The 15,301-nt window shown below is 72.2% G+C and carries 14 protein-coding genes, 1 tRNA gene and 1 pseudogene; 11 read left to right on the forward strand and 5 right to left on the reverse strand.

All coding sequences use genetic code 11. The features are described from left to right. From ACFSJS_RS05440 to ACFSJS_RS05470, 7 genes and pseudogenes are all read left to right on the forward strand, one after another. A pseudogene (locus ACFSJS_RS05440) lies at positions 1–252 on the forward strand (hypothetical protein); the annotation flags it as partial. Between the two features lie 89 nt (positions 253–341). Next, a complete protein-coding gene (locus ACFSJS_RS05445) occupies positions 342–1,211 on the forward strand; it encodes an SURF1 family protein (RefSeq protein WP_380897304.1) in 870 nt (289 codons plus the stop codon). Positions 1,212–1,502: 291 nt separating this feature from the next. Continuing rightward, positions 1,503–2,147 carry a Crp/Fnr family transcriptional regulator gene (locus ACFSJS_RS05450; protein WP_380897306.1) on the forward strand — a complete coding sequence of 215 codons (645 nt, stop codon included), beginning with the start codon at positions 1,503–1,505 and terminating at the stop codon, positions 2,145–2,147. Positions 2,148–2,279: 132 nt separating this feature from the next. Next, on the forward strand, positions 2,280–3,173 hold the full coding sequence (locus ACFSJS_RS05455; protein ID WP_380897308.1) for a hypothetical protein: 894 nt from the start codon (positions 2,280–2,282) through the stop codon (positions 3,171–3,173). Next, on the forward strand, positions 3,170–5,212 hold the full coding sequence (locus tag ACFSJS_RS05460; protein ID WP_380897310.1) for a hypothetical protein: 2,043 nt from the start codon (positions 3,170–3,172) through the stop codon (positions 5,210–5,212). The genes ACFSJS_RS05455 and ACFSJS_RS05460 overlap by 4 nt, the downstream gene beginning before the upstream one ends. Then, positions 5,209–6,129: a hypothetical protein gene (locus tag ACFSJS_RS05465; RefSeq protein ID WP_380897312.1), complete on the forward strand. Its 921-nt coding sequence runs from the start codon at positions 5,209–5,211 to the stop codon at positions 6,127–6,129. Before ACFSJS_RS05460 ends, ACFSJS_RS05465 begins: the two co-directional genes overlap by 4 nt. Then, a complete protein-coding gene (locus ACFSJS_RS05470; protein WP_465269790.1) occupies positions 6,126–6,671 on the forward strand; it encodes a Pycsar system effector family protein in 546 nt (181 codons plus the stop codon). Before ACFSJS_RS05465 ends, ACFSJS_RS05470 begins: the two co-directional genes overlap by 4 nt. A 124-nt stretch (positions 6,672–6,795) precedes the next feature. Here the strand turns inward: ACFSJS_RS05470 and ACFSJS_RS05475 are convergent. Together ACFSJS_RS05475 and ACFSJS_RS05480 are read right to left on the reverse strand one after the other, a co-directional pair. Further along, positions 6,796–6,869: transfer RNA gene (locus ACFSJS_RS05475), tRNA-Pro, on the reverse strand. 94 nt (positions 6,870–6,963) lie between these two features. Beyond that, positions 6,964–7,905 (reverse strand): metallophosphoesterase, encoded by a 942-nt coding sequence (locus ACFSJS_RS05480; protein ID WP_380897315.1) that lies wholly within the window; start codon positions 7,903–7,905, stop codon positions 6,964–6,966. Positions 7,906–8,012: 107 nt separating this feature from the next. On the opposite strand from ACFSJS_RS05480, the gene ACFSJS_RS05485 reads away from it, so the two are divergent. Further along, a complete protein-coding gene (locus ACFSJS_RS05485) occupies positions 8,013–8,477 on the forward strand; it encodes a GatB/YqeY domain-containing protein (RefSeq protein ID WP_380897318.1) in 465 nt (154 codons plus the stop codon). A gap of 140 nt (positions 8,478–8,617) precedes the next feature. On the opposite strand, the gene ACFSJS_RS05490 is transcribed toward ACFSJS_RS05485, so the two are convergent. Next, positions 8,618–11,032, reverse strand: coding sequence for a transglycosylase domain-containing protein (locus ACFSJS_RS05490; RefSeq protein WP_380897321.1), 2,415 nt, complete (start codon positions 11,030–11,032; stop codon positions 8,618–8,620). A 397-nt stretch (positions 11,033–11,429) separates the two neighbouring features. Between ACFSJS_RS05490 and ACFSJS_RS05495 the strand changes: the two genes are divergently transcribed. Then, positions 11,430–11,789 (forward strand): WhiB family transcriptional regulator, encoded by a 360-nt coding sequence (locus tag ACFSJS_RS05495; protein ID WP_380897323.1) that lies wholly within the window; start codon positions 11,430–11,432, stop codon positions 11,787–11,789. 283 nt (positions 11,790–12,072) lie between these two features. Here ACFSJS_RS05495 and bagB read toward each other — a convergent pair whose 3' ends face one another. Next, positions 12,073–13,383 carry an ATPase BagB gene (bagB, locus tag ACFSJS_RS05500; protein ID WP_380897598.1) on the reverse strand — a complete coding sequence of 437 codons (1,311 nt, stop codon included), beginning with the start codon at positions 13,381–13,383 and terminating at the stop codon, positions 12,073–12,075. 71 nt (positions 13,384–13,454) lie between these two features. Next, a complete protein-coding gene (gene bagA / locus ACFSJS_RS05505; RefSeq protein WP_380897325.1) occupies positions 13,455–14,432 on the reverse strand; it encodes an ATPase BagA in 978 nt (325 codons plus the stop codon). Between the two features lie 173 nt (positions 14,433–14,605). On the opposite strand from bagA, the gene ACFSJS_RS05510 reads away from it, so the two are divergent. Together ACFSJS_RS05510 and ACFSJS_RS05515 are read left to right on the forward strand one after the other, a co-directional pair. Continuing rightward, a complete protein-coding gene (locus tag ACFSJS_RS05510; RefSeq protein ID WP_100202903.1) occupies positions 14,606–14,761 on the forward strand; it encodes a DUF4177 domain-containing protein in 156 nt (51 codons plus the stop codon). Then, positions 14,758–15,252, forward strand: coding sequence for a RidA family protein (locus ACFSJS_RS05515; protein WP_380897327.1), 495 nt, complete (start codon positions 14,758–14,760; stop codon positions 15,250–15,252). Before ACFSJS_RS05510 ends, ACFSJS_RS05515 begins: the two co-directional genes overlap by 4 nt. Positions 15,253–15,301: the final 49 nt, after the last annotated feature.

The following is a 15,301-nucleotide window of genomic DNA, read 5'->3' on the forward strand; positions in this document are numbered from 1 at the left end:
CCGACCGGTGCGGGCGGCGCCACCGGTTCCGGCGGCGGGGAGGCCGGCGAGGGAGGCGACATCGCCGAGGAGCCCCCGGCGAGCGGCCCCAGCCCCCAGCTCCTGTACGACGGCCCCCCGGGCGGCTCTCCGGCGACCTCGGTGGTCCTGCGCTACGTGCCGGCGGCCGGGGAGCCCCGGATCGGCAACGTCGAGATCGCGGGCGCCTGCGCGGGGACGGTCTACCGCACCGGCCCGATCATGGTGCCGTGACGCCTCGCCGGGCACCGCTGCGGTGACGGCGCGCGGACGCGGCGGGGGCGGATGGGGTGCCCCCGCCGCGTCCCCGTACCGTTGAGGGCGTGTACCGGTTCCTGCTGACACCGCGCTGGTGGGCGATCAACGTCTTCGTACTGCTGTCGATCCCCGTCTGCCTGGTCATGGGCAGCTGGCAGCTGGCGCGCTTCGAGGACCGAGTCGACTCCCACCAGGCGCGGCAGGAGCACTCCGCGGGCGCCGCCGCCTCGCAGGCCAGGCCGTTGGACGACCTGCTGCCCCTCACCGAGGACACCGTCGGGCGTCCCGCCCGGATCACCGGGCGCTACGACACCGAGCACCGGTTCCTGGTGCCCGGCCGCCGCGTCGACGGCCGGGACGGCTTCCACGTCCTCGGCCTGCTGCTCACCGGCGACGGCCGCGCCGTGCCCGTCGTGCGCGGCTGGCTGCCCGGTGAGGCCGACCCCTCCCGGGTCCCCGCGCCGCCCGGCGGCGAGGTCACCGTCACCGGCCTGGTCCAGGCCCCCGAGAGCGAGAGCTCCCCGGGCGCCCACGCCGGCGTGCTGCCGGAGGGGCAGGTCGGCATCATCAGCGCGGCCACGCTGGTCAACCTGGTGCCCTACGAGGTCCACGACGTGTGGATCACCGCCCTGCGGCCGCAGGCGCCGATGAAGGCGGTGCCGGCCGTCGCGCCGGAGGGCGCCGGACTGGATCTGAAGGCGTTCCAGAACCTGGGCTACACCGCGCAGTGGTTCGTCTTCGCGGGCTTCGTGCTCTTCATGTGGTACCGGCTCTTCCGCCGGGAGGCGGAGGCCGCGCGGGACCGCGCACTGGGCATCGCACCGGAGCCCGGTCCGGGCCCGGGCCCGGGGTACGCCTCGGGGCCCGCCCGCGGCACCTCCGGCGCCCCGGGCCCGGAGACCTCCCGGGAGACCGCCGGCGGATCCGCCCGCTGATCCCCCGCGGCGCCCGGGCACGGAGCCCGCCGTCTCCTTCCGACCCCTGACCGAGCCGCGGCAGCGGAGGGAGCCGCCGGCGTCCGCCGGCCCGGCGGACGGCGCACGTCTGCGTCCGCGCGAGCGGAGGGGACCCGGCCCGGTGGAGGGTTCACCGCCCGCAGCGGTCGTACCGGGGGCCGTGCCGCCGCAGGTTCTCGGTCAACGTCGGCAGGTGCGGGGTCCCGGCGGTCGCCGAGGGCGTACAACTTAGCCGGAGTGTGCCGACGGGACGGCTGCCAAGGGGGACCGGTGCTGTCAGAGGAAGCATGGCGCGAGTTGCGGGCCCAGGGACCCTCCCGTCGCTTCCGCGAGCGTGACGTCATGCTGCGCCAAGGTTCCCCCGGGACGTACCTGCTGGCACTCACCGACGGAATCGCCAAGGTCATCTGCCGGGAGACGGGTGGAGCCGTGACGTGGCTGGCCTTCCGAGGGCCGGGTGACCTGCTCGGCGAGGTGTCGGTCTTCCACGGCACCGCGCGCACGGCGGAAGTGGTCGCCCTCACTCCGTGCACGGCCGTCGTCCTGGACGCCCGGCGCTTCCGAAGGTTCGTGGAGGAGCGCGGACTGGTCATGGACCTCATGCGTCAGGCACTGACCAGGCTGCGGGAGTCCGACACCCATCGCACCGAACTCCTCACCCTGCCCCTGACCACGCGACTGGCCCGTGCCCTGCTGCGGTTGGCCGAGTTGAGCGGATGCGGGGCGGATTCCGGTCCCGTGCGGCTGAACGGACTGGCGCAGGAAGAGGTCGCCCAGGCCATCGGTGTGAGCCGCAATGCGGCCACCACCGGGCTGCAACGGCTGCGGGAGGCCGGTGTCGTCGAGACGGCGCGCAAGGTGATCGTCATCAAGGACGTCGGCACTCTCCGGCGCTGGGCCTCCGCGGAGCGGTAGACACCGCTGTGAGGCGCGTCACCCGGGTTCCGCCCTGTGCTGTGCACTCGGCCGAGTGATGCAGAGGGAGTCTCGGAGGCAGCCGCGTCGGCGGCACCGAGGAACGACTCGCGTCTCACCAGGAGTGCACACATGCCCGTTTCCGTACCCGTTCCGTATGCCGAGAGCCGGCCGCTTCCGCCGTACCGAGCGCTGTTCGCCGTGGACGCCAAGGACTTCACCGGTCTGCCCGCCGCCCAGCACGGCCCGGTCAGTCGGTTGATCCCTGAACTGGTCGACCAGGCTCTCGAACGCGCCGGGCTCCACGACCTGCGGGACGCCAAGAGGTTTCCGGCCAGCACGGGCGACGGAGTCGTGTTCGGTTTCGACCCCGCGTTCCTGCCCTTCGTGCTCTGGCCGTTCGTGCAGGTCCTGGACGAGACCCTGGGCGCGTACAACCGGCAGTCCGTGGGGCCTCGTGTCCGTCTTCGGGCCAGCGTCCACGTCGGACCGCTGCCCGATGCGGGGGAACCCGGCGACGGCAACGGAACCGCCCGCAACGACACGCACCGCCTCCTGGACTCGCGCCCGGTCAAGGCGATTCTCGCCGCCGCGAGCGAGCAGGTCACACACCTCGCTGCGATCATCTCCGACCGGGTGTACGAGGACGTGGTGCTCGGCGCGTACACCGGGCTGCACCCCGAACGCTGCATCGAGGTGCCGGCCACCGTCGAGGACAAGAACTTCGCACAACGAGCGTGGTTGTACGTCCCCTCGCCGTCCGGAAGCCTCGTGCGGGCCGGCGTTCCGGTGCGCGAGGAGTCCGGTCCGCCCTCCCCCGGGCAGGACGGACCGGAACGGTCGGGCGCGCGGTACCGGGGGAACACGCAGCACGTCGGTGAGGGCGCCGCCCTGATGGGGAACGTCGGAGGGGACTTCACCTACACGGGTCGCTCCACCTCCTATCGGGGCACCAATCAGCACTGGGGCAGCGGGGACAACGTCTCCGGGGACAAGCAGATCCAGGGGACCGGGGAGCGAGGATGAGCACGGCACGGAGCGTGTCGTCCGGCCCGGGCGGTGAACGGGTCCTCGAGGACACTGCCCGGGCCGGACAGCCGGAGTCCGGTTTCCGGGACAACCAGCAGTGGGTGGGGCAGGGCACGGCGTTCATGGGTGACGTGTACGGTGACGCCCACTTCCATGCCGCTGCCGCGACGGAGGAAGTGGTCAAGCCTCGTCTGCGTGAGGGTCCTTATCCAGCGGACGAGGTGTCCGGGAAGCTGTCCGGGTTCGTCGAGCCGCCCTCCCACGCGACATGCCGGAAAGCGCTGGACCGCCGGATCCTCCTCCTCAGGGCCGAAGACGGCACTGGTGCGAGTACGGCGGCATTCGCCCTGTTGGCGGAGCGACACGGAACAGCGGGCATCACCGGCCTGGACCCCATGGAGGACCCGGCGCGCTGGCGTCCCAAAGACGCACGCGGCTACCTGCTCCTGGGCCTTTCCCAGGACGCTGCGGACTCCCTCGGAGGAGTGGTGCTCAGGGGCCTGGCGGAGCTGCTGCGCCAAGCCGGAGCCCATCTGGTCGTCACGGTGGGCAGGGAGGTGGGATTGCCGGCCGAAACCTGCGCGTGGCAGGTGGTGCACGTTCCGCCACCGCCTTACGACGTGGCCGTGAACCGTCTGCGCACGATGGCGGGGGCGGGGGAACTCACTGGGGAACAGTTGTCCACTGCGCTGGGGCACCTGGCCTCCCGCGAGTTCGCCGACCACCTGCGTGCGCACCCCCTTCCCGGCGACAGCGTCGAACTCGCCGAGGAACTGCGTGAGGTGGCCGCATCGGGAGAACCCGCCGTCACTGTGCTGGAGCGGCTGCGGCTCGGCAGCGACTCGGCGGCCCGTGCCGCCCTGGACAAGGCACGTCACAGTGCGGACGCGGTCTCCCTCATCGCCGCTGTCGCTCTGCTGCATCGCCGGGACCGCACGGTGATCGAGCGGTTCGCGGCCGAACTCCGCCCCCTGCTGCACGAACGCGCGGGAGTGGGCCCGGCGGCGGATCAACCCGAGCGGTCTGATGTGCTCGGGCCGTCCTTGGAGGACCGGCTGACGGCCGTGGGCGCCGAACTCCTGCCGCCCGAATCCGGTACCGCGCGGCGATATCGCTACCCGGTTCGGCCGGTCGCATTCTCCGGCAGGCACCGGCCGGAAACGCTGCTCCGGCGGTTGTGGTTGGAGTACGAGGGCATGCCGGAGCTGCTGTGGCGGGCCCTCGAGGCGCTGCCCGCCCAGCCCGGTGTCGATATGGCGGCCGGCCGGGCGATCGGACGGGTGCTGAGGCACGCCACCGGCCCGAACGCATTGCGCCAGCTGGCTCCCTTCGCGGCCTCGGACAGGCGCTGGCAACGCCGCCTGGTCGCTTTTGCCCTCGGCGAGGTGGCCCAGCACACCGGACTGAGGAGCGCGGTGCAGGAGCAACTGCGCCAGTGGAGCCGGTCGCGGTCGGTCAGCATCCGGTGCACCGTCGCCGAAACCTGCGCGGGGAGCTACGGGTTGGCCCGGCCCACCACCGCCCTCGGGCTCCTGGACGCGGTCCTCGACGGGCCGGAGGGGGATGCGGAGCGGAACCTGCGGACCGCGGTCTCCTTTGCGCTCAGGGTGCTTCTCAGCGAGGAACCCAACCACGTCCGCGTCCTCGGCAAGGTGGGGGAGTGGCTGGCCTCGGAACACGGGACCCTGCGTCAGGCTCTCGCGGTGGACGTGATCGGGGAGATGGTCCGCGCGACACCTCCCCGGCCCGGCGGGTCCGGGCCCGGGAGGGTGAGCCTGGCCGATGTGCTGGGGGACCACCCCCAACAGGCCGTCCCCCTGGTCGCTCTCGCCCTCGACACCCCGGCCACCCATGACGTCGTGGCGGAGGGGTTGATCGCGATCGAGCAAGACCCTCGTATGCGTTGCCGGGCCGCCTTCACCCCCTTCCTGGCCGCGTTGTCCGGTGCAGCCCGGGGACGGCGTGGCTTTACCCGATTCATGCTGCGCCGCCATCGGAGCCGCGCAGCCGCCCCCTCGGAGAGGACCGCATCGTGAACGGACCCCTGATCGCACCGGTGACCTCCTCGCCCGTCCGGCGACTTCTGAAGTTCCGCTTCGGACCGGAGACGCAGCGGGCCATGGTGTTCCTGACGGAGCACGGCGATGATCGGCTGGAACCGCCTCGTGGAGGTGACTTCTGGGGTTATCCGCGTCCCGCCCTGCGCGAGGTGTGGCGCGGTGACTTCCTCAACGTCCTGTGGGTCTCGCTCGCGGAACGGAGGTGCTGGGTCGAGGTCCCCGCCCGTACGACGCGCTCGTCCTCCCATCCGGCGCCCCGTTACGAGATCGCCTGGAAGATCGGCAACCCTGTCGTCGCCGCACGGTACGGGGTGACGGAGGAAGATGTTCGGAGCCTGATCGCCCGGCACGCAGGGGCGGACGCGTCCCTGCCTGGAATCCCCGACCCGCTGAAGCAGCCGCCGCCGCGTCACGGAACCGTCCAGGTCGAGCCTCCCGGCCGGGCACGGGCGATCGAGGAAGCGGGCATCGTGTACTGGTTCCTCGATCCGCCGGCGGGGTTCCTGACCGGGCCGGGAAGCGAGACGGGGCCCGCTCTTCCGCCGGTCTTCGGGGAAGTCCACCAGGAGGCGTACCGCTTCTACCGCCAAGTGGTGGCGGGCGGACCGGCGGACTTGGTCGCCTTCTGGCTGCTGCAGCACCCCGAACAGGCCAGGGAGGTGCTCGATTGGACGGTGGCGCACAGGGACCTGCTCTCCGACCGGGATAGCTGGGAGAGGACCTTGGCGGCGACCCTCGGAGGACTCACGGAGGAGGACCGGAGCTTCGTCGGGGTGAACCTCGCGCGCGTTCTCAGCGACATCGGCGTACCGCAGGGGGAGGAAGTCCTGCGGCGGGTGGAACACGGCGTTCCCCACCGTGGCATGAGCAGTGCGCACGAGGAGTCCAGGTGAGGCCGCCCGCGGCATCCGATTCCCCCGGGGGCAGGAAGCCTCCGCCCGGTGCCCGGTGTTCCGGTCCGGACGACGAGACGTTCCTTTCGCGCGAGCTGATAGCGCAGAACCACCTGGAAATAGGCCGAGCCGATGGCAAAGCCGCTGTACTGCTCGCCACGAGCGGCTCGCTCCTCGGTCTGCTGGTGGTACGCCGCCCGGCCGGTTCCTCCTGGGGCCTCCCCCTTTGGTGGGTGGCGGCAGCCACCACGACCGGTGCTCTCCTGCTCCTGCTGATGGCGCTCTTTCCGCGCCGTGGGGCACGGATCGCGGGGAGCATCCGCGTCCTGTCCTACTACGGGGACGTGATGCAGGCACAGAGTCACGCGGAGTTGTGGGCGGGGCTTCGGCTGGGCAGCTCCGATCCACGGCTCCACCTGTTCCGGGCACTGACGGAAACCAGCCGGATCGCCCGGGCCAAGAACCGGTGCGTGCGCTGCGCCGTCCTCGTACTGCTGCCCGCGGTCGCCGCCGCCTTCCCCGTGCTGGTCCCTGTCGGCTGACGGGTTGTCCTGGGGCACCCCACTGCTGGGGGCCGGTTCCGGCAATGGCTCTCAGAAAGTCCGGAAACGGGTCAGGGACCCGACCCGCTGAGCGGATCAGGCCCCTGACCTGGTGTTTCTCGCGTCGGGGTGGCGGGATTTGAACCCACGACCTCTTCGTCCCGAACGAAGCGCGCTGCCAAGCTGCGCCACACCCCGGAGCAACGAGGACTACTTTAGCCCACGCCCGCTCTCAGGAGAAATCCGGTTTCACGGGGTGCGGCCGCCGGGGGCCGGAGGGGACCGAGCCGGGTCAGGGCCGCTCGATCAGGGTGAGCAGGGTGGCCTCCGGGGGACAGGCGAAACGGAACGGGGTGTAGCGGTTGGCGCCGCAGCCCGCCGAGACGTAGAGGTAGGAGCGGTGGCCGTCCACCTCGTGCCGGGACAGGCCGCTGGCCCGGTCGGTGTCCAGGTCGCAGTTGGTGACCAGGGCGCCGTAGAAGGGGATGCGGAGCTGGCCGCCGTGGGTGTGCCCGGCCAGGATCAGCGGGTAGCGGTCGGCGGTGAAGGCGTCCAGGACGCGCAGGTAGGGAGCGTGGACCACGGCGAGCGGGAGATCGGCGTCCTGGTCGGGGCCGCCGGCCACCTCGTCGTAGCGGTCGCGCTTGATGTGCGGGTCGTCCAGGCCGGTGAGGGCGATCTCCTCGCCGCCCTCGAGCTTGATGCGGCCCCGGGCGTTGGACAGTCCCACCCAGCCGGCCGCGTCGAAGGTGTCGCGCATGCCCTCCCACGGGTTGTGGATGGCGCCGACGGCCGGCGGGTTGCCGTTGAGCCCGTGGCGGCCGGTGGCCTTCTCCACCAGGTAGCGGGCGGGGTTGCGCAGCTTCGGGCCGTAGTAGTCGTTGGAGCCGAAGACGTACGCGCCGGGGAACTCCATCAGCGGGCCGAGCGCGTCCAGGAGCTCGGGGACGGCCTCCGGATCGGAGAGGTTGTCACCGGTGTTGACCACCAGGTCCGGGCGCAGGCCGGCCAGGGACTGGAGCCAGCGCCGCTTCCTGTTCTGACCGCTGACCATGTGGATGTCGGAGACCTGGAGCACGCGCAGCGGCCGCATCCCGCGCGGCAGGACGGGGACGGTGACGCGCCGGAGGCGGAACGAGCGGGGCTCGATCACCCCCGCGTAGACGAGGCAGGCCGCGCCGGCCGCGGTGACACCGAGGGGGACCGAGAGGGAGAGCGGGTATCGCGCACGCATGGGGACATGGTCGCAGATGCGCGGGGTGGGCGCGGAAGGGCGAACGGGCGGGCGCCGGCGGCGGAATGAGGTGGGCGCCAAGGGCCGCGTCCTGGCACACTTCCGGCATGACCACGCTCAAGACCCGGCTTCAGGACGACCTCACCGCGGCCATCAGGGCGCGCGACGAGCTGCGCTCCTCCACCCTCCGCCTCACGATCACCGCGATCCAGAAGGAGGAGGTGGCGGGCGAGAGCGCCCGCGAGCTGTCCGACGGGGAGGTCGAGAAGATCATCGCCCGCGAGGCCAAGAAGCGGCGCGAGGCGGCGGACGCCTTCGCCAAGGGCGGCCGCGCCGAGCAGGCCGAGCGGGAGCGGGCCGAGGGCGAGGTGCTCGCCGAGTACCTGCCCAAGCAGCTCACCGACGAGGAGCTGGACGCGCTGGTGGACGAGGCGGTGGCGGAGGCGAAGGCCGCCGGCGCCGAGGGGCCGAAGGCCATGGGCGCCGTGATGAAGATCGTGAACCCGAAGGTCGCCGGACGCGCGGAGGGCGGCCGGGTGGCCGCCGCCGTCAAGAAGCGCCTGGCGGGCTGACGGCCCCCCGGCGCCTCCGGGGCGGGGAGATGCGGAAGGGGCCCGACCGGCGAACGGTCGGGCCCCTTCGGTGTCCGCCGTACGGCGGCTCCGGTCCGGTGCGGGGAGCGGTTGCTGCGGCCCTGCACCCCGCGGGAGGGCTAGCGGGGGCCCCAGCCGCCGTCCTGGCCCTCCGTCCGCCAGCCTCCGTTGCCGTTGCCGTTGCCGCCGGAGGGCCAGCCGCCGGTGAGGACCCCGGTGGTGCCGCCCGTGGTGGCTCCGGTGGTGCCGCCCGTGGTGCCCGCGGTCGTCCCGCCGAGGGTGGCGCCGCCGGGGGTGCCGCCGCCGTCGCCGCCCATCGTGGTGGCTCCGCTCGGGCCGCCGTCGCCGCTTCCGCCGATGACGCCGGGCGGGAGGGTGATGCCGGGCGGACGGGACGTCCCGGGACGGCGGTCGCCGGGCTTGCCGTCGTCCCCGCCGCCGTCGCGGTTCTCGCCGCCGGTGTTGCCGCGCGGCACCTGGACGGGGTTGAAGGACTCGACGGCCTCGCCCTGCAGGGCGCCGGTCATCGCGGTCCGCCATATCGGTCCGGGCAGGCAGCCGCCGCAGACCTTGGGGTAGTACTGGCCGCCGATGGTGAGGTTGTACATCTCCTGCGGCTCGCCGACGTCGTCGCCGACCCAGACGGCGGTGGAGAGGTTCGGGGTGTAGCCGACGAACCAGGCGTCCTTGCGGCCGTCCGTGGTGCCCGTCTTGCCCGCGTTGTCACGGTCGGAGAGGCCGGCCCTGGTACCGGTGCCGTCCTCGACCACGCCCTTGAGCATCTGGTTGATGCTGTCGGCGGTGTGCTCGGACATCGCCCGCTCGCACGTCGTCCGGGGCACCGGCAGCTTCTTGCCGTCGGCGTCGGTGACCTCCTCGATCGCGATCGGCGAGCAGTACGTGCCGCGGTTGGCGAAGGTGGCGTACGCGGCGGCCATGGTCAGCGGGCTGATGTTCGGGCCGCCCAGGAGGATCGACGGCTTCTGCTCGACGGGGTTGCCGTCGCCGCTGTGGAGCCCCATCTTCGTGGCCATCTCCACGATGTTGCACAGCCCGATCCGCTGGCCCAGGTCGACGAAGTAGGTGTTGATCGACTTGCCGAGCGCACCGGACATGTCCCAGGTGCCCTTCTCGGACTCCAGCTCGTTCTGGACCTTCCACTCACCGGAGCCGTAGGGCTTGCCTCCGCAGACCGTGAAGTCCTCCTCCTGGAAGACGGTCCTCCAGTCGCTCCCGTAGGTGTGCGCGGGGCTGACGCCCTTCTCCAGGGCGGTGGCGGCGGTGATCGGCTTGAAGGTGGAGCCGACCTGGAAACCGAAGGTGCTGCCGCCCATGGCGTTGTCGACCGCGAGGTTGAGCAGGGTCTGGTTCTGGTTCTGGTCCAGGCCGTACGGGCGGCTCTGGGCCATGGAGAGGATCTTCCCCGTGCCGGGCTCGACCTGGACGACGGACGCGGCCACCGGGTCGTCCTCGTAGACCCGGCTGGTGGCGGCCTCGGCGGCGGCCTTCTGCGCCTTGGGCGAGAGCGTGGTGCGGACCGTCAGCCCGCCCCGCCTCCAGCGGGCCTTGCGCTCGTCCTCGGTCTTGCCGAAGGCCGGGTCGGTCTGGACGACCTTGCGGACGTAGTCGCAGAAGAAGCCGGCCTTGTCGGTGGCGGTGATGCAGCCGCTGCGGGGCTTGCTGACCTCGAGGCCGAGGTCCCGTGCCTTCGCCGCGGCGACCTCCTCCTTCGGGGCCGCCCCCGTCTCGGCCATGCGGTTGAGCACGATGTTGCGGCGCTTGAGGGCCCGGTCCGGGTGGTTGACCGGGTCGTAGTAGGTGGGGGACTGGACGAGGCCGGCGAGGAGGGCGGCCTCGTGGAGTTCGAGGTCGGCGGCGTTCTTGGAGAAGTAGCGCCGGGCGGCGGCCTCGATGCCGTAGGCCTGCTGGCCGAAGAACGTGATGTTGAGGTAGTTCTCCAGGATCTGGTCCTTGGTCAGCTCCTCCTCGACCTTGATCGCGTACTTCAGTTCCTGGATCTTGCGGCCGATGGTCTGTTGGGTGGCCTCGGCCACCTTCTGCTGGTCGTCGCCGGCCTGCTCCACGAAGACGTTCTTGACGTACTGCTGGGTGAGGGTGGAGCCGCCCTGGGCCACCCCGCCCTCCTGTGCGTTCTCGTTGAGGGCGCGCAGCACGCTCTTGAGGTCGATCGCGCCGTGCTGGTAGAAGCGGGAGTCCTCGATGGCGACGATCGCCTTCCGCATGATCGGGGCGATCTTGTCCAGCGGTACCACCGTGCGGTCGCGGTAGTAGTCGGTGGCGATGAGATTGCCCTCGGAGTCGAGGATCCGGTTCTTCTGGCTCAGCGGCGGGCGCTTGAAGTCGATGGGTATCTCGTCGAAGCTCTCGACGGTGCCCTTGGCGGCCAGGCCGAGGCCGCCGGCCACGGGCAGCGCGATGCCCGCCAGCACGGCTCCCGCGAGCACGCTGACGCCGAGGAATTTGGCGGCCTGCTGGGGCCCGGTGAGCCCGCCACCCGAGCGCTTGTTTGCCATGAGGGCAGCCTACGTTCTGAATCGCCGGACAGGTGAGCGTGTGTTCGCCTACGCTGTAACACGTCTGACGCGGTTCAACGGTTCCTTGTCAACTCCTAAGTCACTCCATCGGGTGTTGAGATGTGACCGAATTGCAACCGGGTGTCAGAAATCTGCCGAGTCAGCGGCGTTGAAGTTCCACCTAAATTACCCTGAATATCCGAAGAGTCCGAATTATTCTCGGGTCACTCCGTTGGGTGATCTGCCGGGCACCCATAGTCCGTTCGGGCCATTCAAGATTGGGCCCGTCGGGGGTGTTGTGCTCCGCCCCGCCTTCCGTAACGTCCTGCACGGGCAGCGGTGAATATGCCGTCTGCCGCCGTGGGGGAGCCTCGATTCGGGAGAGGACGGCGCCGGCATGAGCTGGGTTACCGACTGGAGTGCGCAGGCGGCCTGCCGCACTGCCGATCCGGATGAACTGTTCGTACAAGGAGCGGCCCAGAACCGGGCCAAGGCGGTCTGCACGGGGTGTCCGGTGCGCACGGAGTGCCTGGCCGACGCCCTGGACAACCGCGTGGAGTTCGGCGTCTGGGGAGGGATGACCGAGCGGGAGCGGAGAGCGCTGCTGCGCCGCCGCCCGACGGTCACCTCCTGGCGGCGGCTCCTGGAGACCGCACGCACCGAGTACGAGCGCAGCGCGGGCCTGGTGCCCGTGGAGATGGCCGCGCACGAGTACGACGCGCGGCGGTACAGCGACGACTACGCCGCGGCGGGCTGACCGGCGGGCCGCTCGGCCCGCCGTCGTGCCGTGCGTCCGCGCCGCCCCCGGCGGGGGCGCGGAGCGGAGTGCCGGAACGGTTCGCCGTGCCGGCGGACCGGTGAGCCTGAGCCCGCCCGGTCCGTACGGACGCCGTCCCGGCCCGGCGGACGGTGCCGGATGCGGTGTGTGCGGCCGAGCACGGCCGCAGGACCGCGGGGCGGCGCGGCGATCGCGGTGCGCCGCTACGGGTGCCGGCACGCCCGGCGGCCGCGGCACGCGGATCCACGGGCCGTCCGGCCGGTCAGGCGTCCGTCCCGGTGCCGGAGGGGTACTCCGCGAGCCGTTCGCCGATCTCGCGCAGCCCTTCCAGGTCGTGGACGTCACCGGGCAGCGCGGCGACCTCCACCACCGGCACCTCGGGGTGCAGCGCGGCGAAGCGCTCCCGCGTGCGCTGTTCGCGCGCTATCACGCGCATGCGCTCGGCGTGCAGCCTCAACAGGCCCGCAGCCAGCCGCTCGGCCGTGGCGGGGCCGTCGGAACCGAGGGAGTCGGGGAGACCGGCGGGGGAGCCGTCCTGGAGTTCCTCGGACCGGACGTCGGGCCCGGGGGGACCGTCGGCGGGGGAGCCGGCGTCGGGAGAAGTCCGCCCCTCACCACCCTTCCCGGTGTGATGATCCACAATGCCGTCGTCCTCAAGATTCTCCGCGGCGGCCAGCGCCCGCTCCGCTCCGAGGTGCGCCGCCTCGCTGCCGTGCGCCCGGTTCAGCACCAGTCCGGCCAACGGCATCCGGTCCGCGGCCAGCCGCTCGACGAAGTACGCCGCCTCCCGCAGCGCGTCCCGCTCCGGCGCCGCCACCACCAGGAACGCCGTGCCCGGGGCCTGGAGCAGCCGGTACGTGGCGTCGGCCCGGGTGCGGAACCCGCCGAACATCGTGTCCATCGCGGCCACGAACGTCTGCATGTCGCGCAGCAGCCCCTTGCCCAGCAGCTTGTCCAGCAGTCCGGTGAAGACGGACAGCCCGGACATGCCCAGGTTCACGAACTTCAGGCCCGCCCGGCCGCCCACCTTCGCCGGGGCCGTCAGGACCCGGATGAACCTGCCGTCCAGGAACGACCCCAGGCGCCCCGGCGCGTCCAGGAAGTCCAGGGCGGAGCGGCTGGGCGGGGTGTCGACGACGATGAGGTCCCACTCGTCCCCGGCGCGGAGCTGGCCCAGCTTCTCCATGGCCATGTACTCCTGCGTGCCCGCGAAGCCGGCCGACAGCGACTGGTAGAAGGGGTTCTCCAGGATGGCGCGGGCCCGCCCGGGGTCGGCGTGGGACTCGACGATCTCGTCGAAGGTCCGCTTCATGTCGAGCATCATCGCGTGCAGTTCGCCGCCCGCCGAGCCGTCCACGCCCTCCACCCGGCGCGGGGTGTTGTCCAGCTCGGTCAGGCCCATCGACTGCGCCAGCCGGCGGGCCGGGTCGATGGTGAGGACGACGACCTTCCGGCCGCGTTCGGCCGCCCGTACACCCAGGGCCGCCGCCGTCGTCGTCTTGCCGACGCCGCCCGCGCCGCAGCAGACCACGATGCGGGTGCCGGGGTCGTCGAGCAGCGCGTCGACGTCCAGCCCCGGCGCCGCCGCGGCGTCCTTCCTCCCGGTCCCCCCGGCCGTCCGCCGGGCCGCCGTCGTACGTGCCGTCACCTGGACACCCCCTGGTCGCGCAGTTCGCCCGCGAGCAGGTAGACGCCGGGCAGGTCGGCGCCGTCGGCGAGCAACTCCAGTTCGTGGACGGGCAGTCCCAGCCCGTCCACCTCGTCGCGCAGCTCGGCCTCCAGGGCCAGCCGCTCGGCGTGCTCACGGGCCTGCCGCAGAAGCGGGCCGACCAGCTGCTCCGCCCTGCCGCCGCGCCGCGCGCCGCCCAGGCCCGCACGGGAGAACGCCTTGGCGATCTCGCCGCGGGCCTCCTCGGCGGCCCGCACCGACCCCGGGTCCATCACCGCCGGACGCGTCATGTTGACGAACACCCGCCCCACCGGCAGCCCGGCGCCGCGCAGCTCGGCGACACCGTCCACGGTCTCCTGGACGGGCATCTCCTCCAGCAGGGTCACCAGGTGGACGGCCGTCTCCGGCGACTTGAGCACCCGCATCACGGCTTGGGCCTGGTTGTGGATCGGTCCGACCCGGGCCAACCCGGCCACCTGGTCGTTGACGCCGAGGAACCGGGCTATCCGGCCGGTGGGCGGCGCGTCCATGACCACCGCGTCGTAGACGAAACCGCCGCTGCGGGTGCGGCGCCGCACCGCCTCGCAGACCTTGCCGGTGAGCAGCACGTCGCGCACGCCGGGTGCGATGGTGGTGGCGAAGTCGATGGCGCCGATCCGCCTCAGGGCCCGTCCCGCACCGCCGAGTTTGTAGAACATCTGCAGGTAGTCCAGCAGGGCCTTCTCCGCGTCGACGGCCAGCGCGTACACCTCGCCGCCGCCCGGGCCGACCGCGATCCTGCGCTCCTCGTAGGGCAGGGCCTCGGTCTCGAAGAGCTGGGCCACGCCCTGCCGGCCCTCGACCTCCACCAGGAGCGTGCGCCGTCCCTCCTCCGCGAGGGCCAGCGCGAGTGCGGCGGCGACCGTCGTCTTCCCGGTCCCGCCCTTGCCGGTCACCACATGCAGCCTGCTCACCCTCCGGAGCCTAACCAGCGGGCCGGGGGAGTACGCGCGCGGATGGGCCGTGGAGGTGCCCCGGCGGCGGGACGGGCACGCGGGGTGGTGGGACGGGCACGCCGGACGGCGGGAGCGCGGGGAAGGCGGGGGGAAGGCGGGGGCGCCGCGGGAGAGCGGCTAAGGTCGGGCCCATGACCAAGTGGGAATACGCGACCGTACCGCTGCTCGTGCACGCGACCAAGCAGATCCTGGACACCTGGGGCGAGGACGGCTGGGAGCTCGTCCAGGTCGTCCCGGGCCCCAACCCCGAGCAGCTCGTGGCGTACCTGAAGCGGGAGAAGCAGTGAGCGGCGAGCCGGCCGCGGGCGACTTCGGCGGTTCCGTCCAGGCGAGGCTGGACGAGCTGGGCCTGACCCTGCCGGAGGTGGCCGCCCCGCTGGCCTCCTACGTCCCGGCGGTGCGCTCCGGCCCCTACGTCCACACCGCCGGTCAGCTCCCGCTGGTGGACGGCGAGCTGCCGGTGACGGGCAAGGTCGGGGCCGAGGTGACGGCGGAGGAGGCCAAGGAGCTGGCGGGCATCTGCGCGCTGAACGCCCTGGCGGCCGTGAAGTCGGTCGTCGGCGACCTGGACCGGATCGCCCGGGTCGTCAAGGTCACCGGCTTCGTCGCCTCCGCGCCGGACTTCACCGGCCAGCCCGGCGTGGTCAACGGCGCCAGCGAGCTGCTGGGACGGGTGCTGGGCGACAAGGGCGTGCACGCGCGCAGCGCGGTGGGCGTCTCGGTGCTGCCGATCGACGCACCGGTCGAGGTCGAGATCCAGGTCGAACTGGCGGACTGAGGCGCCGGACCGGGGCGGAGGCGAACGGGCCGGTGCGGTGTTCGAGGGG

This window comes from Streptomyces desertarenae, assembly GCF_042681365.1.
Lineage (GTDB): Bacteria > Actinomycetota > Actinomycetes > Streptomycetales > Streptomycetaceae > Streptomyces > Streptomyces desertarenae.

Coding starts and splice junctions, on each gene's coding strand:
- ACFSJS_RS05485 (WP_380897318.1), top strand. CDS start 8,013: ATGACCACGCTCAAGACCCGGCTTCAGGACGACCTCACCGCGGCCATC.
- ACFSJS_RS05455 (WP_380897308.1), top strand. CDS start 2,280: ATGCCCGTTTCCGTACCCGTTCCGTATGCCGAGAGCCGGCCGCTTCCG.
- ACFSJS_RS05460 (WP_380897310.1), top strand. CDS start 3,170: ATGAGCACGGCACGGAGCGTGTCGTCCGGCCCGGGCGGTGAACGGGTC.
- ACFSJS_RS05510 (WP_100202903.1), top strand. CDS start 14,606: ATGACCAAGTGGGAATACGCGACCGTACCGCTGCTCGTGCACGCGACC.
- ACFSJS_RS05490 (WP_380897321.1), bottom strand. CDS start 11,032: ATGGCAAACAAGCGCTCGGGTGGCGGGCTCACCGGGCCCCAGCAGGCC.
- ACFSJS_RS05495 (WP_380897323.1), top strand. CDS start 11,430: ATGAGCTGGGTTACCGACTGGAGTGCGCAGGCGGCCTGCCGCACTGCC.
- ACFSJS_RS05480 (WP_380897315.1), bottom strand. CDS start 7,905: ATGCGTGCGCGATACCCGCTCTCCCTCTCGGTCCCCCTCGGTGTCACC.